The sequence below is a fragment of the Paenibacillus jiangxiensis genome (assembly GCF_046098255.1).
Lineage (GTDB): Bacteria > Bacillota > Bacilli > Paenibacillales > Paenibacillaceae > Paenibacillus > Paenibacillus jiagnxiensis.
In genome coordinates this window covers 60,276-86,285 of record NZ_JBJURI010000023.1, presented here as the reverse complement: position 1 = coordinate 86,285, position 26,010 = coordinate 60,276, and the positions used below count along the sequence as shown (strand labels likewise).

Below are 26,010 nucleotides of genomic sequence, written 5' to 3'. Positions count from 1 at the left end.
TTCTCATTTAATTATTCAGGACGATCTTCTCCAGTTCGTCCAGCATTTGATTGGCCGCAAGCACGCCACCAGCAGTATTCCAAATGACATCACTAACTTGATGGGCGTTTCCGTTTTTAACGGCGTTTAGATTTTGCCAAAGCGGATCGTTTGTCCACTCTGATTCCGTAGCCAGCGCTTCCTGATCTCCATCCGGAGCATAAGTGAAGTAAAAAAGGATATCCCCATCCATTTTAGGAATCACTTCTTTTCCTACCTCGATTGCAAGTTTTCCCAGTTTATTATCATCAGTAAAGAGCGCTTCTTGCTGTGCAGCACGCTTAAATCCCAATTCGTTCAAAATAACACCAGAGAAAGAATCTGTATAATAAATTCGGGTTTTTCCAGCCATGAAACGAATAACCGATACTTCCTGATTTACTTTGTCGCCCAGTTTTTCTTTCACCTGTGCTACGTGCTTATCATAATCTTCCAATACTTTATTGCCTTCATGCTCTTTATTCAAAGCCTTTGCATATAACTTGAAGTTATCTTTCCAGTCTCCCCTTAATGTATCAGAGAAAACTGTAGGAGCAATCGCCTGCAGCTGCTCATAAATGTTTTCCTGGCGCATTTTGGTTCCGATAATCAGATCTGGCCGTAACGCCGCAATGGCCTCAACGTTTACCTCGGATTCTGTGCCAACAACCTTCGCATCTTTCATTTTATCCTGGATATGTTCGTACCATGGATTCCCGGTCCATGATTTCACAGCCCCAACCGGAGTTACCCCCATGGCAAGCAGAGCCTCTGTGCCTTCATTGGTTAACACAACTATACGCTGCGGTGTTCCTGTTATCTCTGTTTTGCCCATCGCATGCTCTACCGTGTATTTTTCGTTTGTTGCTGCTGCAGCTTCATTCTTTGGCTCTTCCTTTGTCCCGCAAGCGCTTAATAGCAGGGATAAGGTAAGACACAGCATAAGTAGACCCCAAGAAACCCTCTTCAATGATGTAACCCCCGTCGCTGATAATGATTTTCAATTACAAAAAGAATGATATAATTCGAAGAGTAGATATGTCAATTGTTTTATTGATAAAAATTCTCATTGACTATTATCTCAATTTTACTAGACTGAAAATAATGAGCAGAAAGGGTACATAAACATGATTTTTCAAACCACACCAAAGAAAACGGCAGGATTAATACTATTTGGCTTTTTACTTATGTGTTGCCTGGCGGCAAGTGTCATATACGGTTATGTAGATACAAATCCAAGTACGGTAATAGACTCTTTTACAAAATTTAATGGTTCAAACGAACATATTATTGTTCAGAATGTCCGCATTCCGCGCGCTCTGATTGCGGCAGCCGTAGGAGCAAGCCTTGCCATAGCAGGGGCAATATTGCAGGCATTGACCAAAAATCCGCTCGCCTCGGCCGGGATATTGGGGATTAACGCCGGAGCGTCTTTTTTTATTGTTTGTGCTGTTGTTGTTTTCTCAGTTCATTCGCTTCAGGTGTTTTCCTGGCTCGCCTTCCTTGGCGCGGCTTTTGCCGCATCACTGGTGTTCATGATCGCTTCCATCGGCAAGGAAGGACTCACTCCTATTAAATTGACGCTTGCCGGGGTTGCCATCGGAGCTGTGTTTTCATCATTGACGCAAGGACTTCTTACCTTAAATGAGACGGCGCTTGACGAGGTATTGTTCTGGCTCGCGGGCTCTGTGCAGGGACGTAAATTGGAAACGTTAATCCATGTGCTTCCTTATCTGATCATCGCCTGGCTTGGTTCGATGCTGATGGCAGGAAAAATAAATCTTTTACTGCTTGGTGATGATGTGTCACGGGGATTAGGTCAGCGTACGCAGCTTGTGAGGGGGACACTGGTGCTGATCGTTGTGCTGTTGGCCGGAAGTTCAGTCGCAATTGCTGGACCGATTGGCTTTGTGGGCATCATTATCCCGCATTTTGCCCGTGCATTTGTGGGCACAGACTATAGATGGGTTATTCCTTACAGCGGGGTATTTGGTGCAATATTGTTGCTGGCTGCCGATATAGGGGCGAGGTTTATATTGATGCCGCAGGAGGTTCCTGTCGGTGTAATGACAGCCGTGATTGGAACGCCGTTTTTTATTTATATTGCTCGTAGAGGAGTCCTAACAAAATGAAAAAGCAAATAGCTCTACGAATCGGTTCTGGCGTTTCATTATTGCTGAATCAGAAAGCACTTCTTACTTCGGTATGTTTGCTCATTTTAACATTCGTTCTGTTCTTGCTGAGTACAGGAATGGGGGATATGAATATTTCTCCTATTCGGGTCCTACAAGCTATTTTTGGCGGAGGGGACGACATGGAGAGACTCGTTGTTACATCCATTCGTCTTCCCCGTATTTTAATGGCATTGTTTGTTGGTATTGGTCTGGCTATAGCAGGCAGTATTCTACAGGGGCTTGTACGTAATCCGCTGGCTTCACCGGAAATTATTGGAGTAACAGGGGGAGCAGGCGCTGCGGTGGTCTTGTTTCTGGCTTTTTTTAGCGATCGGGATACCGGATCATTGCTGATCAGTATTGAGTGGCTGCCGCTCGGTGCGTTTATTGGCGCGACATTAACTGCCTTTATCGTTTATCTGCTCTCTTATAAGCATGGAGAGGTGGTGCCCTTGCGGCTGGTGCTGATCGGGATTGGCATTGCCGCACTGATGCAGGCGGTCACGACATTTTTTATGATTCTTAGCCCTATACACACAGCCAGTCAAGCGAATATTTGGCTGATTGGTACGGTAAATGGAACGAATTGGGGGGATATTGCCGTACTGGCTCCCTGGATCACGGTCATTAGCCTGGTGACCTGGATTGCTGCACGCAAGTTAAATGTACAGCAGCTGGGGGATTCTCTTGCAACCGGACTGGGAAGCAATGTCGGACGTCAGAGACTCTATTTGCTGCTTCTTTGTACTGCTTTGGTGGGAGGGGCGGTTGCGTTTGCAGGCGGGATTGGCTTTGTTGGATTAATCGCACCTCATATCGCGCGTAAGCTTGTTGGTTCAGCTTATGGTGCGCTTATTCCCGCAGCTGCACTGATAGGGGCATTACTCGTGATGGCTGCTGATTTAATTGGCAGAACTCTATTTTCACCTTTGGAAATACCGACGGGTGTTTTTACAGCTGCGATCGGGGCTCCATATTTTATTTACTTGTTGTTTAAAAGCAGAAACTCATAAAGAGTAAGCAGAGGACGGGGAAGCTATGCATGTATTGGAAACGAAGGATCTAACATTGTCATACGGTGGCTCTATTATTATTGACGAACTGGAGTTATCCATTCCCAAAGGCAAAATCACTGTGCTCATTGGAGGAAACGGGTGTGGAAAATCAACGCTGCTCCGTTCTTTGGCCCGGCTATTGAAGCCTGCTACGGGTAAGGTTTTTCTTAACGGGAATGCAATTGAGGCACAATCGACCAAAGAGGTGGCCAAGCAGCTTGCGATTTTACCGCAAGGTCCATCTGCTCCGGAAGGTCTGACTGTCCTGCAGCTTGTGAAGCAGGGCCGTTATCCGTATCAAACATGGTTGAAGCAGTGGTCTGAAAAGGACGAGGAGAGTGTCCGGAGAGCACTTGAGGTTACGGCCATGACGGACCTGGCTGACAGGCTTTTAGAGTCCCTGTCCGGCGGCCAGCGGCAAAGAGCCTGGATTGCGATGACTTTGGCGCAGGATACGGATATTATCTTATTGGATGAACCGACCACATACCTGGATATGACCCATCAAATCGAGATTCTGGATTTGCTGTTTGAGCTAAATAAGAACGATCAACGAACCATTGTCATGGTATTGCATGATTTAAATTTGGCTTGTCGTTATGCTCATCATATCATAGCTGTTCATGATCGTAAGGTGTATGACCAGGGAAAACCGGAAGAGATCATTAATAAGGAGCTTGTACGTAACGTATTCCGATTAGAGTGCGAGGTTCTTAGTGACCCGATTTCCGGCACACCACTTTGCATTCCTTATGGCAAGGGCCGACACCTGTGATCTGCATATAAAAGGATCGCCAAGCTGTGCAGCTTATGCGATCCTTTTTGCTTTTACCATTTCTGATTCTGCTGCTTCAGCTGGATCTCCCAATATTTCAAGGAGTTAAAGGGATTGACCGCCCCGCTGGCATCGTAGATGCCGACGTGAAGATGAGGGACAAACTGTCCCGAGGTCCCTTCCGGACCATAGCCGGTATTACCTACATAACCGATCATTTGCCCTTTTTTCACAACAGAGCCTTTGGCAACGTTATCTGCATATTTGCTCAAATGCGCGTAATAAAGCGAATAGCCATTCGCGGTCTTGATCATCAACCGCCAGCCTCCCAGGGTGCTCCAGCCGTAATTGGTGACCACGCCGTCCGTTACGGAATAGACCGGTGTTCCCAGGGGAGCCAGAATATCCGTTCCTTCGTGATGGCGGTCGCCGCCGAATTTGCGGGCATCGCCCCACGTATCGCTGAAAGAGCTGTACGTATTCATGGCTAAAGGGAACAGCCCGTCTTCCCAGAAAACAGGCACATCTGCCTCTTCCTGCGGCGTCCCGCCTGATCCCTGTGAAAGAGAAGGGAGAGCTGCTGAAGCAGTTGTCTCATTATTTGAGTCATTATTGGAGAGATTAGCCTGTTTCGAAGCAACTGCAGCAAAGCTTGTTTGGGAGCCAGTTCGTATGTTCAAGGTCTGCCCTTCGTAAATCAGATCGCTCTGCAGTCCGTTATCCTGTTTCAGGACGGAAATGGAAAGCCCGTATTTTTGGGCGATCAGGAAGAGGGATTCTCCTTTGCTGACCTTATGTACCGTAAAATGGCCCATTGCCGCTGTATTGGGGGCTTCGGCTTCGGTTTTATGGGCGTTTTGTGCAATGGAGACGGTCTGCTCCGCTGCCGCGGCGTGGATACGCAGGGATTGACCTGCGTAAATCATGTCTCCCTGCAATTGATTCCACGTCTTAAGCTCCACCACCGTAACGTTGTTGGCCTTGGCTATATTCCACAAAATATCGCCTGGCTTCACTTGATACAGCTCTGATGGGGAAGAAGCTGCACCGGCCGTACCGGCGTTAAAGGACGTTAATGCCATTCCAATGGTCAGGGTGATCCATTTCCTGCTGCAGTTTCTCATGTTGTCGGTAATCCTCCTGAATATGTGGTCATAAATATACGCTTGTACTTGGTTTATCGGTAAGAAGACTTTTGTTTTGCAGTGCTTAGTCTGAAATGAAAGAAGGCAGACTCCTCAAGAGGCTGCCTTCTTATTGGCCTTTAACGCTTTTTTCTCTTCCTGCTCCCATTTCCTGAGCAGCGGGTACGGATCAAAGGACCATTCCGTCAAGCCGCTGTCCCGGTATATCCCGTAATGGAGGTGGGGCGGGAACTTGCCCTGTGTGCCGGGCTTGCCGTATCCTGAACTTCCTACCCAGCCAATAGTCTGGCCTGGCTTTACGATATCCCCGTTATGAAGGTTTTTCTCGAAGCCTTGCAAGTGAGCATAGTAATGGTACCTGTTATCAATATCCCGGATTCCGATCCTCCATCCGCCGAATGGATTCCAGCCTTTGACTTCAATCACTCCGTAACAGGTGCTGCGGACCGGTACGCCATATCCAGCGAACAAATCCGTTCCTTCGTGTATTCTGTAACCCCCCCAGTTTCTCCCGCTTCCCCACGTGCTGCGATAGGAATAGTCACTGCCCAGCGGCAGGGGAAATGCGTGTTTGTGGAGGTCCAGGGTGCCGAACGTCTGGTACAGCTTGGTGAACTGTTGAATCCGCTGAACAGCACGGGGATTATGATAATACTCCCACAAAGCAATATTGAAGTGATCCTCTGATTTTCCGAATGATGCGATATGGGACGCCATGGTGTACAGAAGATCCTTATCGTTGTCCCGGCTGGCTATGCCGTCGCCTGAACCGTCCTGACCGTAGCCGTCAAAAAAATCGATCGAGGCTGGATTGCTGTCGCCATGATCGGGATTAAGCCAGCCGGACCAGGCCATCTCACTGATATAAATTCCCGTGATCCGCTCGTTATGCTTTCTGTCCTTCGGATGGGCAAGGGTAAGCGTACGCTCGTATTGATCAATGGCCGCCAAGCGCTGCCAGGGAACGCCTGTTGCTTTCTGCATGTGGCGGTACAGAGCGATCCTGGCGTCGTAAAGCCGTTCTCCACTCACTTTCTCCGCAGCGGGCTGTGCTGCGGCTACCGCTCCCGCTGCAGGCGAGGCCGTCCATACAAAAAGCAAAATTCCGGCCAACAGGACCGTCAGCAGCAGCGGCACGCGATCTGTGTTCAGGTTGAAAGGCAAAGCACACTCCTCCTTCCGGCCGGGCCTGTTGCCCGTTTTGATAGGACTGCCGCGGTTCATGGATCAGGCAGTGCTTTTCATTAGATTTATCCTAAAAGAAGCATTTTATCCAAAATGGCGGGGCTTCGCTTAAAAACAAAGAATGGAGGCTTTCCCATCGCTTTCATGTTATAATATAGGGCAATGACAGTAACCTCATTAGAAAGAAGGTTCATGACATTGTCCAAAAAAGTAAAAGAACCTAAACCCGATTGGATCCGTATCAAGCTGACTACGGGGGACAACTATCAGGAAATTAAAAGCATGATGCGTTCAAAGACACTGCATACGGTATGTGAAGAGGCGCGCTGCCCTAACATTTACGAATGCTGGGCGAACAGAACAGCAACATTTATGATATTGGGGGATATTTGCACCCGGGCCTGCCGTTTTTGCGCGGTGAACACAGGGATGCCTACCGAGCTTGATTTGCAGGAGCCGGAACGTGTAGCAGAGGCGGCCGAGCAGATGAACCTGCGTCACTGTGTCGTGACAAGCGTAGCGCGTGACGATCTCAAGGACGGCGGAGCTTCCATTTTCGCCGCAACGGTTAAGGCCATCCGCAAGCGTCTTCCGCTGTGCACTGTAGAGGTGTTGATCCCGGACTTTCTGGGAAGCAGAGAATCTCTGCAAATCGTAATGGATGCCAAGCCTGATATTTTGAACCACAATATTGAAACCGTCGAACGCTTGTCGGATACCGTGCGGGCCAAAGCCAAGTATCGCCGTTCCCTCGAGTTGCTGCAGCGTGCCAAGGAAATGCAGCCGTCCATTCCTACCAAATCAAGTATTATGCTCGGTGTGGGCGAAGAATGGGATGAAATACTGCAGGCGATGGATGATCTGCGGGCGGTTGGCTGCGATATTATGACGATCGGTCAGTATTTGCAGCCGTCCGATAAGCATCTGTATGTGAAAAAATATTATCCTCCTGAGGATTTTGCGAAATTGAAGGAAGAAGGATTGAAGCGCGGCTTCAGCCACGTGGAATCCGGCCCGATGGTACGCAGCTCCTACCATGCGCATGAGCAGGTGAAATCGGCCGCTCAGCATAAGGAAGAAGGCGCCGTTTCGCAGGCTTGATCGGGGAAAGGCGGTATGTGACCTTGTTTCAGATTGGCGGCAAAATATACGAACTTGTACAGGACTATAAAAATGGATGGAATCCCGAGGCGTTTCGGGACCGGTACAGCGAAGTGCTCGACCGTTATGATTACATTATCGGAGATTGGGGTTATAACCAGCTCCGGCTAAAAGGTTTTTACCGGGAAGGGCACCCCAAGGCGAACAAGGATACCTCCATCAGCGTTCTGTCAGACTACATCAATGAATACTGCAACTTTGGCTGTGCTTATTTTGTGCTTCATAGAGTTCAGGGAGCGCCCAATGCTTATGCCGAACCGCTGGATGCCGCCGGAACAGGTGAACAGGAGCTTCAGGAAGAGGGCGCTGTGCAGCGGACCGATGCAGAGGAGCCAAGGCTGCGTGAGCACCAGCACCGTGATATGAGGCAGCCTCGCGATCGGGAGCGGCGCGAACGAGAACCGCGGGACTTCAAGCGGCAGCGGGAACACCGTCAAAGCCCGGACAAAAGCAAGCCGCGCTCAGGCCGCGAGTCCCAGGATCAGCGGGAGGTAAAAGTCAGCCGTTTTGATCGGAATGCGGATCAGCGGGAAAGGCAGCCGCGCTTTGCAAAGGAGCAGGGTAACCCTCCGGCTCAGCAGGAGAAACGTAGTGAAAGGCAAACCCAAGAACATAATGGCGCCAAAAGCGACAGCGGTTCCTGATTTCAGGAACCGCTGTTTGTGCTTCAGGCTAAGTATCAATTCAAAAATGAGTTACGGACGCGATCCCAAAAAGGGTAGGGACGGTAACGGGCAAAGCTGACCTTGTCCTTCGCCACTTGGCACCTTACGGACACCAAATCGTCAAGCTGGATATTCAAATGGTCCACGGTCAGCAGCAGCCGCTGCTCTTTCCGGGAGATAATGTCACAATGATGATGCTTGGGCAGCATCAATGAAGAGCCCAGCGTCCGGAAGACGCGGTTGTTGATGGAAGCGATCTCGCCCAACTGGAGCGCTTCGATGCTCGGGTGCACCACCGCTCCACCCACTGCCTTGTTGTAAGCCGTACTGCCGGATGGCGTGGATATGCATATTCCGTCGCCACGGAACATTTCAAAGGCGGTGTCGTTAATATCAACCTGGGCGACAACTGTACCGTCCACACCCTTCAATGTAAACTCATTGAGAGCAATAAAGGAGGCGCTTCCCGACTTCTTGTGAATCTCCAGCTCAATGAGGGGGTATTTCATAATTCGCGGATTGCCGTAGCCCTCCGGCCCGTTGACACTCATCAGCTCCACCAGTTCTTCGAGCTCGTCCGCCCGCCAGTCGGCGTAAAAGCCGAGGTGTCCCGTGTGCACACCCACAAACGCAATGTCCGGAATCTGGTCCGTGAACGTGTGAAACGCATGCAGCATGGTGCCGTCTCCGCCGATAGAAACCACGATCTCCGGAGACTCCGCATCAAGCTTGAAACCCTTACCTTCCGCAAGACGGTGAAACTGTTGACTCAGCTCAATGGAACGCTTATCCCCGCGATCCAGAACATAATATCTCAAGGTGAAAAGCTCCTTTGTCATGTATATATATCGATCATAATTGCAATTGAACGCAAATGCAATCCATGAACCGGCGTTTTTTCTATGAGATTAGCTCTGATATCATTCCGGCCGCTGTATCGGCTTGAAGAAAATCCGCGCCAGCAGGGCAAGCACAATGAGAACAGAAAGCACCAGTACAAAGAGAAACGGCAAATACGCTATAAGAGCTGAACCGCCTTGGACCGGAGCAGGCCACAGGGAATAGAACACCGCGGCGGCTTCGCCATTTCCCATCAGCGGCTTCCACATCAGAAGCAGCAAAACGGGGGAGATCACGGAGTGAACCGCGCGGGCCAGCAGAAAAGGTGGGTAACGGAGATTCGTATCGTTCAGGATGCTGGTGATCTGCGCATGAACGGATAGGCCGCCCCATGAAAGCACAAAGACTGCTGCCGCAGCCTTGTAGGCCAGCGGAACGCCTGACACGGCACCTGCCGAGCTTGCGCCCAAGGTCACTTCGAAAATTCCGCCAACGATGGCATCCCCAAGAGCAGCAGGCATCCCCAAACCTGTCAATACAATGTCGGCACATCTGTACAGCCATTGCATTAGCCCCGAGCGGCTCAGGGATTCAAGCAGCACGCAAAAGAATACGACAAGGCCTCCGACGACAATAATAAGCTTCAGGGAAGATTTCACGGAGTCGCTCAGCATCTCTCCGAAAGACCGTCCATCCTCCAGGCGCGCCTGATGCATTGCCTGCAAAGCCTCGCGCCACCCGGCTCGTCCCTTTCCGTTTGGACTTGAAGAAGCCGGAGCGTGGGGCGCATGGAAACGCATTAGGAGGCCGATCAGAAGCGCCCCGAGGTAGTGGGACAGGACGATAACTACGGCGATGGACGGATTGTGGAAAAATCCGACAGACACAGCTCCGATCAGAAATATGGGGTCCGAAGAAGTCGTAAAAGCGACCAGCCGTTCGCCCTCTTCACGGGTCAGCAGCTTCTGCTGCCACAGCTTGGCGGTCAGCTTGGCTCCGATCGGATAACCTGATGCACAGCTGATGGCTGCTACGAACCCCCCGCAGCCTGGTACGCGAAACAAAGGCTTCATCAGCGGGTCCAACAATGTACCGATTCCGTGTACAATGCCAAAGCCGAGCAGCAGCTCCGATATAACGAAGAACGGAAACAGAGATGGAAACAGCACATCCCACCAAATGGCAAGCCCCCGTACACCGGCCTGAAGTGTAGCCAGAGGGTGAAGAGCCATAAGTAAACATGTAATGAACAGGGAAGCGCTGAGCAGGATAACGGACCACTGCCGATAGACAGGCACGGAATCCCTCCTTGGGCCCATGGATTTGACATAATAAAAGGGCCTAGTTCACCATATGATCCGGGCTGGACAAAGAGTACAAAAAAGACGGATGAAGTCCGTTCAATGGCTGTACTTTTGTTTTTAGTGTGTTAAAATAATGAAACCAACGATAAAACTCTTGAGGATGGAGTGATAAAGATGAGTGTCGTTGCCGGTATTCTGGTTTGTGCGTTTGTATATGTCATTCGTGCCTCTCTCGTCCATCCCGGTGAAGAGGATTGGCGGAGTTACTAATATTTCTAGATCATGGCGCTGTCGGCGCCATTTTTTTGTTTTTTAGTGCTATAATATAAGCGTCTTGCATTTTTGATTCTAATTAAGAAAGTTGGCGGATATGTGAATCCTAACTTATCCATTTATGATAACCTTGGCGGAGCGGAGGGTGTGCGTGCCCTGGTGGAAGCCTTTTATCCGCGGGTTCAAAAAAATTCGCTGCTCGCTCCATTGTTCCCGGAAGATATTCGTCCCGTGATGGAGAAGCAGTATATGTTTCTCAGCCAGTTTTTCGGCGGTCCTCCCCTTTTCTCCGAGGCATACGGCCACCCGATGATGCGGGCGCGTCATATGAATTTTCCAATTACGGTGGAAAGAGCGGACGCCTGGCTTGAATGCATGGCCGGAGCGCTTGAGGAAGTTGGTGTGGAGGAGCCCTTTCGAACATTTGTGCTGGAGCGTTTGTCGGGGCCTGCCTATCATTTTGTAAATACCCCTGGTTGATCACGGTGTTTTCGGGAAAGGGATGTAGTCATTGGAAATGGAAGCTTTATACACGATCAAACTGAACTGTGCGTATTGTTCGGAGGAGTATAAGACATCTAGAGTCAGACCCAGCCTGAAAAAGGCGGTCCGCACCGATTCCGATTTTTGCAGTTATTACAAAAACGAAAATCCCGACTATTATGTAGTCCGCATATGTCCGAACTGCGGCTTTGCTTCCACGGAGCATTCGACGGACAAGCTTAATGATGCGCAAAGGACACAGTTTGCCGAAAAGATCGGCAGCAGATGGGAGAAAAGGGATTATGGCGGCGAGCGTACATGGAAAAATGCGCTGGAGACCTACAAGCTGGCCCTGCTATGCGCGCAAGTCATTGGTGAAAAGGAACGTGTCATTGCCAGTCTTTTGCATCATATCGCGTGGCTGTACCGGTATGAAGCCATGGAGACGGAGGAGATGCGCTTCCTGACATTCAGCCTTGAATCCTATATCAAAGTGTATGAGCTTGAGGGTGTGGGGGGCAACAATGCGAAGCTGCTGTATCTGATCGGCGAGCTGCACCGCAGAACGGGCAATTTTCACGAAGCCGTGAGGTGGTTCTCGCGGGTTATTAACGACAAGAGCATTATCGATGCAGCCATGATCAGGGCTTCCCGTGAGCAATGGGGCGTCCTGCGCGAACAGATGCTGGCCAAAAATATCGGCCTTCCGGACGAAATGCGGGAGCCTTCCTGATTAGGCTTCGCCCAGTTTGCATCGGGCGAGGGAAAAGTAGGTACCGGGAGCTTGTCTGTTTAGTCCCGGTACTGAAGTTTCCTTGCACCGCCATCATTTCAGCTGATTCCGGAGCGGAACATCGGCCAACAGGTAATCCCCGTCACAATCAACCAGAGTAACTCTGCTGTGACAGCAGGGGAAGACGAGCAGCTTTTTCTTGCCCTCCTGAATCTCCTTCAGTTCGCGGGGCTTGAGGGGGAGCAGGACGTGATCCGTACCACAGAAAGGACAGTCCTGAACGTATACGTCCCCCATGACGACATCGTAAGGCCAGGTGCGTTCGAACGGAATCATGATTCCTCTTTCTTGCCGCTGTCGCCTTCCGACTCTGTCTTTGCTAGCTCCGCAAGCTTCTGCATCAGAATATGCTGCGGCATATGCATCAGATTTTCAATGGGCACACCGAGCTTCTCTGACAGCTTGATGGCCGTTTCGGGCGATATTTGTAAAGGTCTCATGAATTTACCTCCTACATACTTATAATCGGGAACATACCGGTTTTTCTCATGGGGTTATTCTACTTAGTTATACACTTTATATGGGGGCAGTTCAAATGCCGGCTGTCCTTTTATCAACCATTTAACCATTTCTGTGAAAGGTGGAGACAAGATGAAAACTCCGTTACAGCAAACATGGGACCTGGAGTCTATTTTCAGCGGGGGATCTTCCTCTCCTGCATTTGCTGAGTACTTGAATGCCCTGGAAGCCGATATCAAAAGACTGCTCGCCGAGGTGAAAGCCGCGAAAGCGCCACAAACGCTTCCGGAAACCGAGCGTCTGGACGGAATACTGGAACTGTTGCAGGATTGTGGCAGCCGCGCCTCTCAGGCTACCGCTTTTGTCGAGTGCCTGGGGGCACAGAACCAGGATGACAAGGAAGCGGTCCGGCTCAGCTCACGCATCAGTTCTCTCAGAGCTCTGCTGGAGACAGCGCGCACGGTTTATCAGAACCTTCTCCGCATGACGGATGATGACATATGGGCCCGCTGGCTGGAGAGAGACAACATTAAGCCGGTTGCATTCGTGCTGAATGAGAGCCGCGAAGAGGCCAGGGAGAAAATGGCACCAGAGCTTGAGAGCCTTGCGCTTGATCTCGCTGTCGACGGATATCATGGCTGGGGTGCCTTCTATGACACGATCGTCAGCAAGGTATCCATTCCTGTGGAAGAGAACGGAAAAGTTGTTCATCTGTCCGCAGGACAGGCCGCGAACAAGCTTCATCATGCCGAACGGTCGATAAGGGAGAAGGTTTTTGCCGAATGGGAAAAAGCCTGGACGGACGTGGAGGACTATTGCGCGGATACCCTTAATCATCTGGGCGGCTTCAGGCTGAAGCTGTATGAAAACCGCGGCTGGAACGACGTGCTCAAGGAGCCGCTCAGCATCAACAGAATGTCCAAAGAAACGCTGGATATGATGTGGCAGGTTATTGTGGAGACCAAGCCTGTGCTGGTCAAATACCTTGAGCGCAAAGCAAAGCTGCTGGGTGTCGAGCGCTTATCCTGGCATGACATTGAAGCTCCCGTTGGAGACTCCTCGGAGCATATCAGCTATGACGAGGCGGCTGCGACCATTGTTGAGCAATTTGCCAAATTCAGTCCGGATATGGCCGCTTTTGCCGAGATGGCTTTTGAGAAAAGCTGGATTGAAGCGGAGGACCGCCCCGGCAAGCGTCCGGGTGGATTCTGTACCTCGCTGCCTGTAAGCAAAGAAACCCGTATCTTTATGACCTATGCGGGCACGGCAAGCAATGTATCGACCCTGGCCCACGAATTGGGGCATGGCTATCACCAGCATGTCATGGATGAGCTTCCTGAGCTCAATCAGAACTATGCCATGAATGTGGCGGAGACCGCTTCAACACTCGCTGAGCTCATCGTCTCCGACGCACTGGTAGAAGCAGCTGCAAGCGAGCAGGAGAAGCTGGCGCTGCTAGAGGATAAAATTCAACGCAGCGTCGCGTTCTTTATGAATATTCACGCACGCTTTCTGTTTGAGACCCGGTTTTATGAGCAGCGCAAGCCAGGCATCGTAGGAGCGAAGCAGCTGTGCGAACTGATGGCCGAGGCGCAGATGGAAGCATACTGTGGTGTTCTGGCTGAGATACATCCGCATTTCTGGGCGTCCAAGCTGCATTTTTATATTACGGATGTGCCGTTCTATAATTTCCCTTACACATTCGGCTACATGTTCAGTGCGGGAATTTATGCCCATGCGCAGAAGAGCGGCGGCAATTTTGCCAAAGCATATGATGAACTGCTGCGCGACACCGGCCGTATGACGGTAGAAGATCTGGCAAGCAAGCATCTGGGAAGCGATTTGACCAAACCGGATTTCTGGCGCGGGGCGGCAGAACTTGCTGTGAAGGATATCGAGTTATTTTTGAGCATGACGGAATAAAACGACAGGGAGATCCCTATTTAAGGGGATTTCCCTGTTTGTTTTTTCATGGGGAAACATCAGGAATATTGGCGTCTTTAGCAAATTATGTCGATTTATGTGGCAATCTGATGTCCAAAATCACAAATCATGTATAAATATGAGAGTGGTCTAGGGATAAACTCCCATTTATGTCGTTGTATATTGAATAGGTCATGATACTCACATATAATATGAGACATAAGACCTAGTAATAATGGTTTTATATAAGACTTAAGGAGGTATTGTATGATTAAGATGGAGCAGCTATCGCTGGCCAGACAGGTAGATATGGTCTTTCGAGAGTTGGATGACGAATTATCGGGTATGGATTCGGGAATTGTGTTTTTGCAAATCCGCAATAACGTGATTGGTAAGTTTGGTATCCGCCATTATCCGGTGGAAAGCAGGGGCGGCCGTATGCAGGTGCCGGGGTCAGGCTTAAATGCGCAGCAGCGCTCGTCCTTTCGCAGCATGGCGCTGGAGACGCTGAAGCTGAAGCAGAAATGGACGCACGGGGAAATTTCGTACGAATTTGCGGTCAGGCAGGGGATGATCGTCGTTGATACCACGATGGAATCCAATTATAACATGGCTAATCTTATGATACGTTATCCTAAGCACCATACATATCAGGAAGCGAATACGGAATCATCTTAAATTTTTAATTCTTCTCATAACAAGGAAAGCGGCCTGTAGAGGGCCGCTTCCTGTTTTCTTCATATGATCTCATTTTACGATTACAGACCGGTTTTACCGGATTGGCCTGCGATGGATGCCTCAGCGATTTGTACCAGACGCTTCGTGATGTAACCTCCGAGCGAACCGGCTTCTCTGGAAGGCATATTACCATAATAGCCGTCCTGTGGAATCGTAATGCCCAGCTCCTGAGCTGCTTCATATTTCAACTGCTCCAGCGACGCATTAGCTTGAGGTACGACCAGGTTGTTGCTGCGACGACGACGTCCGCCTTGATTCGTTTCGTACATGATGCTCACCTCCTTCGGCTGTGGTGAGGTTAGTATGCTACGGGATTATGAAAATATCCGCCGAAGGAGGGAGAAAAAAAGAGGTAAATTAGGGGAAAACAATTTCAAGACGAGTATTCAGATCAATCGTTTGCCCGGGTTCCAGGCGAATCAGGCCTGTAAAATCATTTCCTTGCTTCAGATTTGGAGCATCCGGCAGCCAGGTGTACGGCTCGATGCACAAAAACTGATCTGCTTCCCCTTTCGTATATAAAACCCAATGCTTAAAGAACTGTTCGTCCGCACTGTATTTAATGCTGTACCCGTCATCCCTTGCAAGTAGGGCAACGGCCTGGCCGCTTGCGGCGCGCAGAGGCGTATCAAGATTAAGTCCCTTCAGGGATATTCCTTCCGGCAACTGCGCGAGCGCCCCCAGCTCCTCCACCTCACCGGTGGACAGCAGCTGTTCGTCCATCGCATATATTCCATTAACCGGCAGCTTGATCGACCATCTCTCCGGTTCCCCGTCGAGCAGAAACCATGTATGGTAGCCGATGCCGAACGGAACGGCCGTTTCACCCCGATGTGCAACCTTCAAGGTCTGGCTGAAGCTGCTTCCTTCAAGACGGAACACCATTTCAAGGCGAAGCGGAACAGGAAACTGTCTCATCCAATTTTCATCATTGTCGGTTAAAAACTCAGTGGTAATGCTGCAGGAATCATCGTCTTCTTCAATGTCACTGACACACCAGGCCTGGGTGCGATGCAGTCCATGGATATGATTGTCGTTGGCTGTGTTGCGGTCGAACTGGTACTCCACTTGGTCGTAGACAAAATGCCCTCCGCGGATCCTGCCCGGCGGAATCAGCATGGGAATACCGAAGTGATACGGCTTTTGCAGATAAAAGGATAAATCCTCCTCGGCCGGCTTGCGCAGGATTTCCCGGCCGTTTATATTATCCCGCATCGAGATAACATTATTGCCCAAACGCGGTAGCAGCGTGACTTCCAGTTCCCGGCTATGTAAAATGTAAGTGTCGTAACCGTTCCATTGCCCTTTGGTCACTTGTTTCATATCCATGCTCCTTTGTCCACTGTAATCGGCTCTTCACCGTACAATATTATGATAACAGATTTTGCGTCTGCAAGTACAAAATCGAGATTTGACAATAAACTCCTCCGGAATTATCATGAATACAAACAAGATGCCAATGCAGTGATAAGGACAAGTAAGCATTCAGGGATACACTTCAGAAAGCCGGTGGCTGATGCGAACCGGTGTGGACTGACTGCCGAATGGACCTTGGAGTGCCGAGCGGAACGGAGATGTTTTCTCCCCAGTATGCCGGACGGCTGTTCCCCGTTACAGGAACCTTAAGGCAGATGGATGATGTTTTAGGTTGCTGACCATCTGTGAATAAGGGTGGTACCACGGTCTCGCGTCCCTTTTGGGGGATGGCGGGCTTTTTTGCGTTTCGGGGCTTCGTTGGATGTTGAGAAGAAAATGGCAGGAGGAATAGCACAATGAAAACCGTATTGTCGGGGATTCAGCCCAGCGGACAGCTGACGCTGGGTAATTACATTGGAGCAATGAAAAACTTTGTTAAACTGCAGGAGGATCATCGCTGCTATTTTATGATTGTTGATCTTCACGCTATTACCGTGCCGCAGGAGCCCGCACTGCTTAGAGAGCAATCCGCTGCAGTCGCTGCGCTCTTTGTAGCTGCCGGTATTGATCCTGAAAAATCGGCTGTCTTTATGCAATCCCATGTTCCGCAGCATGCTGAACTGGGCTGGCTGCTGACGACGCTTACGTCTATGGGCGAGCTCGAAAGAATGACTCAGTTCAAAGATAAAGCAGAGGGAAAAGAATCTGTAGGCGCCGGTCTGTTCGTGTATCCGTCCCTTATGGCGGCCGATATTCTGCTTTATAATGCAGACCTGGTTCCGGTAGGTGAGGACCAGAAGCAGCATCTTGAGCTGACACGCGACCTGGCAGGGCGCTTTAATCACCGCTACGGAGAGTGTTTCACCGTACCAGAGCCTTATATTCCTGAAGTAGGGGCACGCGTGATGTCGCTGGATGACGCCTCCAAAAAGATGAGCAAAAGCAATCCGAATCCGGGAAGCTATATTGCGCTGCTGGATGAGCCAGCCGTCATCCGCAAGAAAATAAGCCGCGCAACAACGGACTCGGGCAGTGAAGTCCGCTATGATCCGGCGGCCAAACCTGAGGTCAGCAACTTGATGTCGATTTTCAGCCAATGCACGGGCTTATCGCTGGCGGAGGTGGAGAAGCGTTTTGAGGGTCAAATGTATGGGGCATTCAAGAAAGAGCTGGCGGAGGCTGTAGTCTCCGTTCTTGAGCCTCTGCAGCAGCGCTACCGGGATATTCGCGAGTCGGGTGAGATGGACCGCATTCTCGCACGGTCTGCCGAACGTGCAAGAGAAACGGCAGCCGTTACACTGGCTGCCGTCAAAGAACGTATGGGATTTCTAATGCCGAAAGGCTGAAAAGGGATAAAACAGCCGATGAAGACAGCCGGTAAGCCCTGATAGAGCCATGGCTCTATCAGGAGCGGTTTTGTCTCGCTTTGGTTGCAAAACCCCAGCCGATATTCAGCACGGATGCAAGGCCCAGGCCGAGGGCAAGCCATGCGGAGTGACTGATGGAAATGGCGGCGGCGGTCAGCAACAAAATGGATGAAGCGGCAAACCACAAGGACAATGTCTTGTTCATGGGAAAAACCTCCAACCTTAAATATTTTATTTACGGGAATAAGTTGATGTGTGAGAGCCATAATAAGTTTGCAAGCTTGCAATGAACCTCATCCAGAAGACTGAAAGGAGATTCCAATATGGCAGGACGTCGTCGTTCAAGAGGATTGATTATCCAACAATCTGGTGCTGCTCTGGATCAACTGAAATTTGAAGCGGCTCAAGAGCTGGGCATCACAATCCCACAAGACGGTTACTACGGCAACATGGTGTCCCGCGAAGCCGGGTCCCTTGGAGGATACATCACGAAACGGCTGGTTCAACAAGCGGAAGCCTCCCTGGCAGGAAATGCCGGGACTCAAGGATCTGCTGGACGTTTCATTTAACAGGTTCCACCAAGCAGACACGAGCAGGATCCTTTTAAATCCTGAAAGCACCAATGGACGAAAGTCCGGGGCGTTATCGCTCCGGCTTTTTCTTTGTTTGCTGTGCGTCTATCACGTATTGTGAATCAGATGAATGAATACGTCAAGAGGGCGCTTACATAATTGTACAGCTGCATTTTTTTAAACACCGGGTTCGGAAAACAGGTATAGAAAAACGGGTGACATGGCAATATTTATGAGATCAGTCCAAGAGATAAGCGCAAATGTACGATCTTTGTCAAACTCTCAGGGATGACGATGTGATAAAATTTATATTCGGAGGCGGACTTCCTCCGATGTTCAGAAGATTATAGAATTATTAATTTTGGTGGAACTCGAGCCATTCTATAGTCGCGGAGAAACGTCCGGATATCGCGTTCTGTCCCCTTTGAAAGTACTGCGGTAGACGTTTTCTTCTTGATCATATAAAGGAGGAGTAACTTAACATGAGTGACTTTGGATACAAAGCTCCCTCGGATGCGGCTGCTGTTACGGTATCTTCCAAGCCGCCCGGCAGTGAGGCCGGGACATGGAAGGATTATATTACCATAACCAAGCCGGGTATATTGCGGACAAATCTGGTCGCTGCCTTTGGCGGCTTCTGGCTGGCCTCCCAGTGGGATGTTGATTATATTAAAATGATTCTTACGATGCTGGGGACCGTGCTTGTCATGGCTTCCTCCTGCGTGTTCAATAACTATTTTGACCGTGAACTGGATATGAAGATGGAGCGGACGCGCAACCGCTCCCTGCCAACCGGACGTCTTACGCCTGCTGCTGTACTTACTTATGCAATAATTCTGGGTATTGCCGGGTTGGCGGTCCTGTTCTTATTCTCAGGCGTGCTTGCGGGACTGCTCGGCATTTTGGGCATGTTCGTGTACGTTGTTATTTATACGCTTTGGCTGAAACGCTCGTCCACCTGGAGCACGTCCATCGGCGGCATTTCCGGCGCAATGCCGCCCGTTATCGGTTATGTGGCTGCGTCCGGCAAGATTGATGCAGGAGCCTGGCTGCTGTTCGCGTTGCTCTTTCTTTGGCAGCCGCCGCACTTCTGGGCCTTGGCGATCCGCCGTGTGGAGGAATACCGTGCTGCAGGATTTCCGCTGCTGCCGGTGGTTAAAGGCGTGGAACGCACGAAATGGCAGTGTATCCCTTACCTGGTTCTGCTGATTCCGGTTCCGATTTTGATGTATGTTTACGGATACACAGGCTGGGTCTTTATGGTTGTTACTTTGCTCTTGTCGCTGGTATGGCTCATCTTTGCCGTGGTTGGCTTTAAAACAAACGATAACGATGCCTGGGGCAAGAAAGTGTTCCTGTTCTCCATTAATTATTTGACGATCAGCTTTTTGCTGATGATTTTCAATACGGTTCATAAAATTTGATAAGTTTCGGCAGGGGTTCCGCTTAGCGGAACTCTTTTTTTGTGCGCTCGTCGTCGATGGCTTCTCCCAATGGAGACGGTTCAGGATACAGGATAAATTCATCCAGCCCGGCTTTCTCAAGCTGGGCGATCAGATACTCGTCAGGCGTTCCCTCGACCCCCGCATAACCTTTCCTTGTATAGATATGGAGGGCGTCGGGGAAGGAATCGCGCAGCAGGCCGCGGATTTTTTTGCCCGAGCTGTCGTTATCCATAAATAAATAAACCTCATCGTGCTTGGCCTGCTTGCGCAGGGAGTCCAGCTTCATCGTGTTCAGTGTGCCGAAGGTGCATAAAATGCGTACTTCGGGATCCAGCAGTCTGCGCAGCTTGCTGCGGTCGTTTTTACCCTCGACGATAATGGTGACAGGCATCAGGCACACCCCCCTCAAGTAAGTAGCTTGTCGTGATTCCCCGGGAAATGATGAATGGTTATATATTTGTAGTGTAGCAACAAAGCTGGGGATCATGCAAAAGCAAAAAAAGAGGCTTGCCAAGAGGGTTCTCAATGGCCTGATATTATATGTTCTGAGACGCTCCGAGAACGAAGCATTCCTACAATCGCTGTTAACCCCAAATTTCGATGAATTATTCTTCATGAGGAAGAAATTTGGGGTCAAAGGCGAACGCTATCGCTTTTCCGGAATTGCTTCGTTCTCTCCGCTGCTCTGCGCATACTTCAACTTAGAAAATGAGGCCAAGCGAAAGCTTCTGGCTGGCCTAATAATATAAAATGGAAAGTAGAAATCGCCACTCCCTTGCGATTTCTAACTGGCAAGAAAGGCCGAGAACAGGAGCAAATTACTCTTGTTCTCGGCCTGTGGCTCTTTATGTTTGCCTGCTACCAGGATGGTTTACGTAATTTGACGCCGTTAATGCAATTTACAACCGCTTACCGGGCAGCTTTTAATAATTGTTATTATAGCATTTTGTTAGGCGGCTTTTTTGGCGGATGGGACGGAGACAGGCTGGGGAATCCGCCGCAAGGGAGTAAATGCAAGTCCGATCATAAGAATCAGGAAGGCGGCAAAAAAAGGCGATAAATAGCCGTGCATCTGACCTGCCAAGACCGGGCCGATAAATGAGCCGATGGAGGTCACAATGGATTGCAGCGAAAAGGTTCTGCCCAGATGCGAGCCGCCCAGGGTGATGAACAATGATGCCATTGCCGGAAATATAACGCCTTTGGTGGTGCCAAGCAGAAACAGCAGAAGACCGAGAGGCGCTTCAGTTACCGCCATCAAATAGAAGCAGAGGGCCATCAGAAATATGCCGATGATGAGCCGGCGGATCGGTGAATAGCGATTTAGAAAGAGCATGCTGAGCGTGAGCAGAGCCCCAAGGCTGATAATTGAAAACAGAATACCCGTTGACATGATGGAGGCGCTGCCCGCCCCGTGGAGCGGCAGTTCATAGAACAAAATTCCCTGGGCGCAGGCAATGACGAAGGGCGGCAGGAAGTAGCGCCAGTCGGGAACAGTACGCCCTGTCTCCGCACCCGCTGGTTCAGCGGCCACTGCGGTGGCGGGTCTGGACTTGGGAAGCGAGAAATAAGCCATGATTCCGGTAGCAATGAGGATAAGCCCCAGCGACCCGAAGGTTGTCCTGAATCCGAAGCTGGCGACAATGAATGCGCCGGCCGCCGGAGAAATCACCGACGCGGAGGTATGTATAACACCATGCCCAGACATATATTTCCCTTGTGTGACAGGATCATTGGACAGCCGCGCAAGCATCGTCAGACAGGCGGGGGACAGGAATGCAAGCACAAATCCGCTGAGGGCCCGCAGTACCAGCAGCTCCCAAGGGGATTGGATGAAAGCCTGAAAGATCAGTATAACTCCTGCAGCCACAAGGCTCATCATAATATATCGCCTGCTGCCATGGCGGTCTACACCGGGGCCAGCCAGCAGGTTGCCCGGCAGATGTGTCAGTGAATAGATACCCATCATCCAGCCAATAAATGTAGGCGCAGCGCCTAAGGATATGGCATAGGGAGTAAGCATCGGATACTGGGCGTGAAGATCGAAAAAAGCAATGAACAGAAACAGATACAGCCACAGCGCTGTTTTCATGCCGAATACCCCTCTCTCACAGATAGCTTGGCACAAGTTGCCCGTTGTACATCTTACGCCTGAGCGGACAAACATAGACCGTATATTTCGCAAGGACGGAGCGCGGCTGACATAGCCTCATAAAATCATGTATAATTACTTATCGGCCGTTTAATAGACCGTGGCCGACCATACCGGCAGTACGCCGGATTGCAGCAGGAAGCGGAGTGTTTATAAAAATGGATGCAAATGTCTGGATGGAGTTTCTAAAACAGAACTGGCTGATCATTCTGATAGCCCTGATCGTGCTGTTCGCGGTGCTGAACCTGGTGAAGACGCTGGTTAAGTGGCTGATTGCGGCTGTCATAGTAGCAGCTCTGCTGATCTATAGCGGCATATCCATTGAACAGATCAGTGAAGTAGTGACAAATGTCCGCAACGAGGCTGTCGATACGGTACGGACCGAGGCCTTGAATATGATGGTGAAAGAAGCGAAGGACGCGCAGTATAAAGCAAACGATGACGGTACCTACACCGTGTCGAGCAGCAATATTGAAGTAACGGGACAAGCCGGCAGCGATAAAGTGAAGGTATCGTTCCGGGGAGTGTCGCTTGGCGAGTGGAGTGTCACGGAAGCCGTCGCCGATTACGTGCAAAGCGCGAAGAACCGCTCGGCGGCGCAGTAGTGAGGCAAACCGAGGAGGAAAGCAATGGATAGTCAGTGGCTGGAGAGCATTCTCCGGTTGAATGGGATTACGGTGGCTTTAATCGCCATCGTGCTGTTGTCGTTTATACAGGGATGGTGGCGCGGCGCGTCCAGATCGGCGGGAGCGCTGTTTGATTTGTTTGTCGACGGCATCCTTGCCGCCGCCGCTGTTGTGGGCTCATTGGGATTGGCTGCATGGCTCTCTCCGATTGTTCAGCAGCGGCTTGCCGTCTTTGCTGAGGAAATGCCGAAGCGGGAATTGAGCACTGCCGAGCAGCTGTGGTATACGGCGCTTCATCTAGTGCAGATCTTTCCGCTTTTGCGTTTTGCCGCATTGTTCCTTTTGAGCTATTTGATCGTCCGCTTTGTGCTGAATCTGCTGTATGCAGTCCTGATGGGCAGACGCAGGGCGGTGATTTCAGACCCTGAACGGAGCAGAACAGGCTTCTTCAGCAGGCTGGCTGGAGCCGTAATCGGCGCCCTCATCGGAAGTGTACGGGCCATTATGATCATTGCGGTGCTCTTTATCGGTGTTAGCCTGTACCCGGAAAGCAGCTTCAGCAGCTACGTGCAGGCTTCCCCGGTGTACAGGGAAGGGGCACAGACGGTCATCGCCCCGCTTACCGGCGGACTGGTCAAGGACAAGCTGCCTGTCATTACCCGGGCGGCGGAGCAGGAGCTCAGCGGGATTCTGCAGCGCAGATACGAAATCATCGACCGCAGCATCCCCAATGATATCGGGGCGGCCGCCGCGCAGATTACAAGCGGAGCTACCAGCGACGAGGAGAAGGCCCGCCGGCTGTATGATTGGGTGGGCACGAGAGTTTCGTATGATTATGGCAAGGTCGAAGCTTATGAGCAGCGCGGTGAGTGGCATGAGCAGACGCCACAGGATACGTATGATACCCGCAAGGGTGTATGTATTGATTATGCGCGCTTATATGCGGTAATGGCCCGTTCCCAGAACCTTGATGTTAAAGTGGTCACCGGACTGGGTTACAATGGCCAGGGCGGATACGGACCCCATGCCTGGAACGAGGTATATCTCGCGGAGCAGAAGAAGTGGGTGCCGCTGGATCCGACCTGGGCGCAAAGCGGAGATTGGTTCAATCCCCCGAATTTTGCCCAGACCCATATCGAAGATAGGCTGATTTAAGCTGCCTTTCAGGTTAGCTTAAGCAAATTATGTTAGAATATTCAGCGTTATTATCCTGAAAAAGGAGAGATCGGAGCCGTATGAGACAGATAAACGGCGAACAGGAAAAGCACAGCGAAGCCGAAGGCCGTAAACGGTTCAGCTTCCGGATCAACCTTTTCTTTTTCAGTTCGTTTCTTATTTTCACCGTCATTATTGTAAGACTGGCCATCCTGCAGTTTGTAGAAGGTCCCCAGTTAAAGGAAGAAGAGACCGGCAGCATTACCAAGAGCGTACCGCTCCCTCCTATCAGAGGAACGATTTATGACGCTACGGGAGAGAATAAGCTGGCCTATTCTACCCCCATTCAGTCCTTGTATATTACATTGGACAAAAATTACAGCGACAGCGCGGAAAGCCTGCGGGATTCGGATAAAAAGCTGCTTCCCGAGCTTGAGCAGATGGCGAAGAAGCTGGCCAACCGGTTTAACCAATATGGTGACCCGAAGGCGGAGAAGCTTACCCCGGATATGATTCTGGAAGCGATGGACCGCAATTACCGCAAAGCCAACGGCTTTACGCCGCGCCTGATCAAGGCGGATCTGAGCGAAAAAGAGATAGCTTATTTTCTGCAGCATAAGGACGAGTTCCCCGGCGTCGAGGTCGTTGAAGAAAGCGTGCGGCACTATGACCCGGATACCGTTGCGGTGCAGGCTGTCGGTTATGTGAAGAACTACAGCAGCGCCCGGCAGGCAAAGTCCCTCAAGAAGTATCAAGAGATTCAGAAAACGAACTCTGCCGAAAATAATCCGGGAACTGTATATCTGGAAAATGAAGCGGTTGGCTTCGACGGTCTGGAGTATCAATATCAGGAAGAATTGCGAGGCAAAAACGGCTACAAAACAGTGCCTGTCGATCCACGTAACATGCCGCAGGGTGTAGAATCTGTAACACCTCCGGTCAAAGGTTATAACGTATATTCTACGATTAACAAAAATGTACAGGTGAAGACCGAGCAAGCGATCATGGACCAACTGAGCTGGTTACACTCTCACGCGGTTTCGGGCAGAACGCATCCCTATGCCAAAACCGGTTTTGCTGTAGCCATGGAAGTGGATACCGGCAATGTGGTGGCAATGGCTAGCATGCCAGACTATGACACCAACTACTGGAGTTCAGGAAGTATAAGTACAGCGAATTACAAGAAAATCCAGAATATATATTTAAACGGTACGATCCGTTCATTCCCTTCGGGACAGCCGGGAGAGCATCCGGAATCCGTTGTTCTGCTTGGTTCAACGATCAAGCCGCTCTCTGTACTGATCGGCTTGGAGGAAAATCTGATTACGACCACGACCTATTATCAGGATAGAGGTTATGCTACATTCGGCAGAAATGATTCCTCACGGGTGCGCAACTCCTCAGGTCACGTTTATGGTGGGTTGGACCCGGCTTCCGCGATCAGGCACTCCTCCAATGCGTTCATGGTGGATATGATCGGCGAGAGACTTTATAACAAGTATCGTACGAATTCGGAATTGGACCAAGGTGTTGCAGTCTGGGATAAATACATGAAGGAATTCGGCCTGGGAGTATCTACTGGTGTAGATTTACCAAGTGAATTCCTGGGTAGGCTAGAGTATATTGGTGGTACCGAGACAGCCCTCTCCAAATTGGCCTATGCCTCTTTCGGTCAGCAGGGGAAATATACGACCATGCAACTTGCTCAGTATACAGCTATGCTGGCAACAAAGGGCAAACGGATGGAGCCTCATATGGTCAGCCAGATCAAGGACGATGAAGGCAATGTCGTGAAAACGTTCAAGCCCAAGGTACTGAACGAGGTGGATTTTCCGTCCGCTTACTGGAATGAAATACTGAGCGGGATGGCTACGGATGTACCTGCGTTTAACGGCTTTCCGTATGATTTTGCGCGGAAAACAGGCACATCGCAGCAGAGCGTCGGCGGCCAGTTGAAAGATAACGGGGTGTTTATCGCTTTCGCACCGCGCAACAATCCGAAGCTGGCTGTAGCGGTCGTCGTGCCTGAAGGCGGCTTTGGTGCCTACAGCGCCGGCCCAATCGCAAGAAAGATATTTGAAGCTTATGATGAAGAATACGGGCTGGACGGCGTTCCGAAGAAAAATCTTAACAAAGAGGCAGATACTGAGCAGCAATAATTTGTATCTATAATTTCACACTGGCATCCTGGTGAGGATAACTCACTTGGATGCCTTTTTGTTTGTAGCATTGTCCTATTTACTTGGTTATAATTTTCCAGTAATATTTTATTATTCCATATTATTT

Annotated in this window: 27 protein-coding genes and 1 other annotated feature; of the genes, 15 read left to right on the top strand and 12 right to left on the bottom strand. The window is 50.3% G+C overall.

The window, feature by feature from the left end; translation table 11 throughout:
• Positions 1 to 7 precede the first annotated feature (7 nt).
• Positions 8 to 961 carry an ABC transporter substrate-binding protein gene (locus ACI1P2_RS20990; protein ID WP_355322375.1) on the bottom strand — a complete coding sequence of 318 codons (954 nt, stop codon included), beginning with the start codon at positions 959 to 961 and terminating at the stop codon, positions 8 to 10.
• Between the two features lie 184 nt (positions 962 to 1,145).
• On the opposite strand from ACI1P2_RS20990, the gene ACI1P2_RS20985 reads away from it, so the two are divergent.
• Genes ACI1P2_RS20985 through ACI1P2_RS20975 form a run of 3 tightly spaced genes read left to right on the top strand, consistent with a single transcriptional unit; the run spans position 1,146 to position 4,022 of the window.
• Positions 1,146 to 2,150, top strand: coding sequence for a FecCD family ABC transporter permease (locus ACI1P2_RS20985; protein WP_355322303.1), 1,005 nt, complete (start codon positions 1,146 to 1,148; stop codon positions 2,148 to 2,150).
• Entirely contained in the window at positions 2,147 to 3,205 is a 1,059-nt protein-coding gene (locus ACI1P2_RS20980; RefSeq protein ID WP_355322301.1) for a FecCD family ABC transporter permease, read from the top strand. The genes ACI1P2_RS20985 and ACI1P2_RS20980 overlap by 4 nt, the downstream gene beginning before the upstream one ends.
• A 25-nt stretch (positions 3,206 to 3,230) precedes the next feature.
• Positions 3,231 to 4,022 carry an ABC transporter ATP-binding protein gene (locus ACI1P2_RS20975; RefSeq protein ID WP_355322299.1) on the top strand — a complete coding sequence of 264 codons (792 nt, stop codon included), beginning with the start codon at positions 3,231 to 3,233 and terminating at the stop codon, positions 4,020 to 4,022.
• A 53-nt stretch (positions 4,023 to 4,075) separates the two neighbouring features.
• Here the strand turns inward: ACI1P2_RS20975 and ACI1P2_RS20970 are convergent, their stop codons facing one another.
• Complete coding sequence (locus ACI1P2_RS20970; RefSeq protein WP_355322297.1) at positions 4,076 to 5,146, bottom strand: LysM peptidoglycan-binding domain-containing protein; 1,071 nt, start codon at positions 5,144 to 5,146, stop codon at positions 4,076 to 4,078.
• A gap of 114 nt (positions 5,147 to 5,260) precedes the next feature.
• Complete coding sequence (locus ACI1P2_RS20965) at positions 5,261 to 6,331, bottom strand: M23 family metallopeptidase (protein WP_355322295.1); 1,071 nt, start codon at positions 6,329 to 6,331, stop codon at positions 5,261 to 5,263.
• Between the two features lie 219 nt (positions 6,332 to 6,550).
• On the opposite strand from ACI1P2_RS20965, the gene lipA reads away from it, so the two are divergent.
• Together lipA and ACI1P2_RS20955 are read left to right on the top strand one after the other, a co-directional pair.
• The gene (lipA, locus tag ACI1P2_RS20960; RefSeq protein ID WP_355322293.1) at positions 6,551 to 7,453 is read left to right on the top strand and encodes a lipoyl synthase; all 903 of its coding nucleotides are present in this window, start codon (positions 6,551 to 6,553) and stop codon (positions 7,451 to 7,453) included.
• 23 nt (positions 7,454 to 7,476) lie between these two features.
• On the top strand, positions 7,477 to 8,157 hold the full coding sequence (locus tag ACI1P2_RS20955; RefSeq protein WP_408976290.1) for a YutD family protein: 681 nt from the start codon (positions 7,477 to 7,479) through the stop codon (positions 8,155 to 8,157).
• Positions 8,158 to 8,192: 35 nt separating this feature from the next.
• On the opposite strand, the gene ACI1P2_RS20950 is transcribed toward ACI1P2_RS20955, so the two are convergent.
• Together ACI1P2_RS20950 and ylbJ are read right to left on the bottom strand one after the other, a co-directional pair.
• Complete coding sequence (locus ACI1P2_RS20950; RefSeq protein WP_355322289.1) at positions 8,193 to 8,996, bottom strand: NAD kinase; 804 nt, start codon at positions 8,994 to 8,996, stop codon at positions 8,193 to 8,195.
• Positions 8,997 to 9,098: 102 nt separating this feature from the next.
• Positions 9,099 to 10,316 carry a sporulation integral membrane protein YlbJ gene (gene ylbJ, locus ACI1P2_RS20945; RefSeq protein WP_355322287.1) on the bottom strand — a complete coding sequence of 406 codons (1,218 nt, stop codon included), beginning with the start codon at positions 10,314 to 10,316 and terminating at the stop codon, positions 9,099 to 9,101.
• Between the two features lie 378 nt (positions 10,317 to 10,694).
• Here ylbJ and ACI1P2_RS20940 point away from each other — a divergent pair, with 378 nt between their 5' ends.
• Both ACI1P2_RS20940 and ACI1P2_RS20935 read left to right on the top strand, forming a co-directional pair.
• Complete coding sequence (locus ACI1P2_RS20940; RefSeq protein ID WP_355322285.1) at positions 10,695 to 11,075, top strand: globin domain-containing protein; 381 nt, start codon at positions 10,695 to 10,697, stop codon at positions 11,073 to 11,075.
• Positions 11,076 to 11,106: 31 nt separating this feature from the next.
• The gene (locus tag ACI1P2_RS20935; RefSeq protein ID WP_355322283.1) at positions 11,107 to 11,811 is read left to right on the top strand and encodes a DUF2225 domain-containing protein; all 705 of its coding nucleotides are present in this window, start codon (positions 11,107 to 11,109) and stop codon (positions 11,809 to 11,811) included.
• Positions 11,812 to 11,904: 93 nt separating this feature from the next.
• On the opposite strand, the gene ACI1P2_RS20930 is transcribed toward ACI1P2_RS20935, so the two are convergent.
• Together ACI1P2_RS20930 and ACI1P2_RS20925 are read right to left on the bottom strand one after the other, a co-directional pair.
• Entirely contained in the window at positions 11,905 to 12,147 is a 243-nt protein-coding gene (locus ACI1P2_RS20930; protein WP_355322281.1) for a hypothetical protein, read from the bottom strand.
• Positions 12,144 to 12,311, bottom strand: coding sequence for a YycC family protein (locus ACI1P2_RS20925; protein ID WP_355322279.1), 168 nt, complete (start codon positions 12,309 to 12,311; stop codon positions 12,144 to 12,146). The genes ACI1P2_RS20930 and ACI1P2_RS20925 overlap by 4 nt, the downstream gene beginning before the upstream one ends.
• A gap of 151 nt (positions 12,312 to 12,462) precedes the next feature.
• Here ACI1P2_RS20925 and ACI1P2_RS20920 point away from each other — a divergent pair, with 151 nt between their 5' ends.
• Together ACI1P2_RS20920 and ACI1P2_RS20915 are read left to right on the top strand one after the other, a co-directional pair.
• On the top strand, positions 12,463 to 14,253 hold the full coding sequence (locus ACI1P2_RS20920) for a M3 family oligoendopeptidase (protein WP_355322277.1): 1,791 nt from the start codon (positions 12,463 to 12,465) through the stop codon (positions 14,251 to 14,253).
• 267 nt (positions 14,254 to 14,520) lie between these two features.
• Positions 14,521 to 14,931 carry an O-methyltransferase gene (locus ACI1P2_RS20915; protein WP_355322275.1) on the top strand — a complete coding sequence of 137 codons (411 nt, stop codon included), beginning with the start codon at positions 14,521 to 14,523 and terminating at the stop codon, positions 14,929 to 14,931.
• An 80-nt stretch (positions 14,932 to 15,011) separates the two neighbouring features.
• On the opposite strand, the gene ACI1P2_RS20910 is transcribed toward ACI1P2_RS20915, so the two are convergent.
• Complete coding sequence (locus ACI1P2_RS20910) at positions 15,012 to 15,260, bottom strand: alpha/beta-type small acid-soluble spore protein (RefSeq protein WP_355322273.1); 249 nt, start codon at positions 15,258 to 15,260, stop codon at positions 15,012 to 15,014.
• An 88-nt stretch (positions 15,261 to 15,348) separates the two neighbouring features.
• A complete protein-coding gene (locus ACI1P2_RS20905; protein WP_355322271.1) occupies positions 15,349 to 16,314 on the bottom strand; it encodes an aldose 1-epimerase in 966 nt (321 codons plus the stop codon).
• A 132-nt stretch (positions 16,315 to 16,446) separates the two neighbouring features.
• Positions 16,447 to 16,689: a binding site (T-box leader), on the top strand.
• A gap of 74 nt (positions 16,690 to 16,763) precedes the next feature.
• On the opposite strand from ACI1P2_RS20905, the gene trpS reads away from it, so the two are divergent.
• The gene (trpS, locus tag ACI1P2_RS20900; protein WP_355322269.1) at positions 16,764 to 17,753 is read left to right on the top strand and encodes a tryptophan--tRNA ligase; all 990 of its coding nucleotides are present in this window, start codon (positions 16,764 to 16,766) and stop codon (positions 17,751 to 17,753) included.
• A gap of 58 nt (positions 17,754 to 17,811) precedes the next feature.
• Here the strand turns inward: trpS and ACI1P2_RS20895 are convergent, their stop codons facing one another.
• Complete coding sequence (locus ACI1P2_RS20895) at positions 17,812 to 17,979, bottom strand: hypothetical protein (RefSeq protein WP_355322266.1); 168 nt, start codon at positions 17,977 to 17,979, stop codon at positions 17,812 to 17,814.
• A 118-nt stretch (positions 17,980 to 18,097) separates the two neighbouring features.
• Here ACI1P2_RS20895 and ACI1P2_RS20890 point away from each other — a divergent pair, with 118 nt between their 5' ends.
• Complete coding sequence (locus tag ACI1P2_RS20890) at positions 18,098 to 18,343, top strand: alpha/beta-type small acid-soluble spore protein (RefSeq protein ID WP_355322264.1); 246 nt, start codon at positions 18,098 to 18,100, stop codon at positions 18,341 to 18,343.
• 485 nt (positions 18,344 to 18,828) lie between these two features.
• Complete coding sequence (gene cyoE / locus ACI1P2_RS20885; RefSeq protein WP_355322262.1) at positions 18,829 to 19,770, top strand: heme o synthase; 942 nt, start codon at positions 18,829 to 18,831, stop codon at positions 19,768 to 19,770.
• A 22-nt stretch (positions 19,771 to 19,792) separates the two neighbouring features.
• On the opposite strand, the gene ACI1P2_RS20880 is transcribed toward cyoE, so the two are convergent.
• Positions 19,793 to 20,182 carry a toprim domain-containing protein gene (locus ACI1P2_RS20880; RefSeq protein ID WP_355322260.1) on the bottom strand — a complete coding sequence of 130 codons (390 nt, stop codon included), beginning with the start codon at positions 20,180 to 20,182 and terminating at the stop codon, positions 19,793 to 19,795.
• Positions 20,183 to 20,740: 558 nt separating this feature from the next.
• Entirely contained in the window at positions 20,741 to 21,883 is a 1,143-nt protein-coding gene (locus ACI1P2_RS20875; protein WP_355322258.1) for an MFS transporter, read from the bottom strand.
• Between the two features lie 218 nt (positions 21,884 to 22,101).
• Here ACI1P2_RS20875 and ACI1P2_RS20870 point away from each other — a divergent pair, with 218 nt between their 5' ends.
• From ACI1P2_RS20870 to ACI1P2_RS20860, 3 genes are all read left to right on the top strand, one after another.
• Positions 22,102 to 22,548: a hypothetical protein gene (locus ACI1P2_RS20870; RefSeq protein ID WP_355322256.1), complete on the top strand. Its 447-nt coding sequence runs from the start codon at positions 22,102 to 22,104 to the stop codon at positions 22,546 to 22,548.
• A gap of 24 nt (positions 22,549 to 22,572) precedes the next feature.
• Positions 22,573 to 23,724: a transglutaminase domain-containing protein gene (locus ACI1P2_RS20865; protein WP_355322254.1), complete on the top strand. Its 1,152-nt coding sequence runs from the start codon at positions 22,573 to 22,575 to the stop codon at positions 23,722 to 23,724.
• An 80-nt stretch (positions 23,725 to 23,804) separates the two neighbouring features.
• Complete coding sequence (locus ACI1P2_RS20860) at positions 23,805 to 25,883, top strand: peptidoglycan D,D-transpeptidase FtsI family protein (protein ID WP_355322252.1); 2,079 nt, start codon at positions 23,805 to 23,807, stop codon at positions 25,881 to 25,883.
• Positions 25,884 to 26,010: the final 127 nt, after the last annotated feature.

What these genes read in the sequence shown, in the direction of transcription:
- ACI1P2_RS20990 (WP_355322375.1), bottom strand. Translation starts at nt 961, where the DNA reads ATGCTGTGTCTTACCTTATCCCTGCTATTAAGCGCTTGCGGGACAAAG.
- ACI1P2_RS20985 (WP_355322303.1), top strand. Translation starts at nt 1,146, where the DNA reads ATGATTTTTCAAACCACACCAAAGAAAACGGCAGGATTAATACTATTT.
- ACI1P2_RS20980 (WP_355322301.1), top strand. Translation starts at nt 2,147, where the DNA reads ATGAAAAAGCAAATAGCTCTACGAATCGGTTCTGGCGTTTCATTATTG.
- ACI1P2_RS20975 (WP_355322299.1), top strand. Translation starts at nt 3,231, where the DNA reads ATGCATGTATTGGAAACGAAGGATCTAACATTGTCATACGGTGGCTCT.
- ACI1P2_RS20970 (WP_355322297.1), bottom strand. Translation starts at nt 5,146, where the DNA reads ATGAGAAACTGCAGCAGGAAATGGATCACCCTGACCATTGGAATGGCA.
- ACI1P2_RS20930 (WP_355322281.1), bottom strand. Translation starts at nt 12,147, where the DNA reads ATGATTCCGTTCGAACGCACCTGGCCTTACGATGTCGTCATGGGGGAC.
- ACI1P2_RS20925 (WP_355322279.1), bottom strand. Translation starts at nt 12,311, where the DNA reads ATGAGACCTTTACAAATATCGCCCGAAACGGCCATCAAGCTGTCAGAG.
- ACI1P2_RS20920 (WP_355322277.1), top strand. Translation starts at nt 12,463, where the DNA reads ATGAAAACTCCGTTACAGCAAACATGGGACCTGGAGTCTATTTTCAGC.
- ACI1P2_RS20915 (WP_355322275.1), top strand. Translation starts at nt 14,521, where the DNA reads ATGATTAAGATGGAGCAGCTATCGCTGGCCAGACAGGTAGATATGGTC.
- ACI1P2_RS20910 (WP_355322273.1), bottom strand. Translation starts at nt 15,260, where the DNA reads ATGTACGAAACGAATCAAGGCGGACGTCGTCGTCGCAGCAACAACCTG.
- ACI1P2_RS20905 (WP_355322271.1), bottom strand. Translation starts at nt 16,314, where the DNA reads ATGAAACAAGTGACCAAAGGGCAATGGAACGGTTACGACACTTACATT.
- trpS (WP_355322269.1), top strand. Translation starts at nt 16,764, where the DNA reads ATGAAAACCGTATTGTCGGGGATTCAGCCCAGCGGACAGCTGACGCTG.
- ACI1P2_RS20895 (WP_355322266.1), bottom strand. Translation starts at nt 17,979, where the DNA reads ATGAACAAGACATTGTCCTTGTGGTTTGCCGCTTCATCCATTTTGTTG.
- ACI1P2_RS20890 (WP_355322264.1), top strand. Translation starts at nt 18,098, where the DNA reads ATGGCAGGACGTCGTCGTTCAAGAGGATTGATTATCCAACAATCTGGT.
- cyoE (WP_355322262.1), top strand. Translation starts at nt 18,829, where the DNA reads ATGAGTGACTTTGGATACAAAGCTCCCTCGGATGCGGCTGCTGTTACG.
- ACI1P2_RS20880 (WP_355322260.1), bottom strand. Translation starts at nt 20,182, where the DNA reads ATGCCTGTCACCATTATCGTCGAGGGTAAAAACGACCGCAGCAAGCTG.
- ACI1P2_RS20875 (WP_355322258.1), bottom strand. Translation starts at nt 21,883, where the DNA reads ATGAAAACAGCGCTGTGGCTGTATCTGTTTCTGTTCATTGCTTTTTTC.
- ACI1P2_RS20870 (WP_355322256.1), top strand. Translation starts at nt 22,102, where the DNA reads ATGGATGCAAATGTCTGGATGGAGTTTCTAAAACAGAACTGGCTGATC.
- ACI1P2_RS20865 (WP_355322254.1), top strand. Translation starts at nt 22,573, where the DNA reads ATGGATAGTCAGTGGCTGGAGAGCATTCTCCGGTTGAATGGGATTACG.
- ACI1P2_RS20860 (WP_355322252.1), top strand. Translation starts at nt 23,805, where the DNA reads ATGAGACAGATAAACGGCGAACAGGAAAAGCACAGCGAAGCCGAAGGC.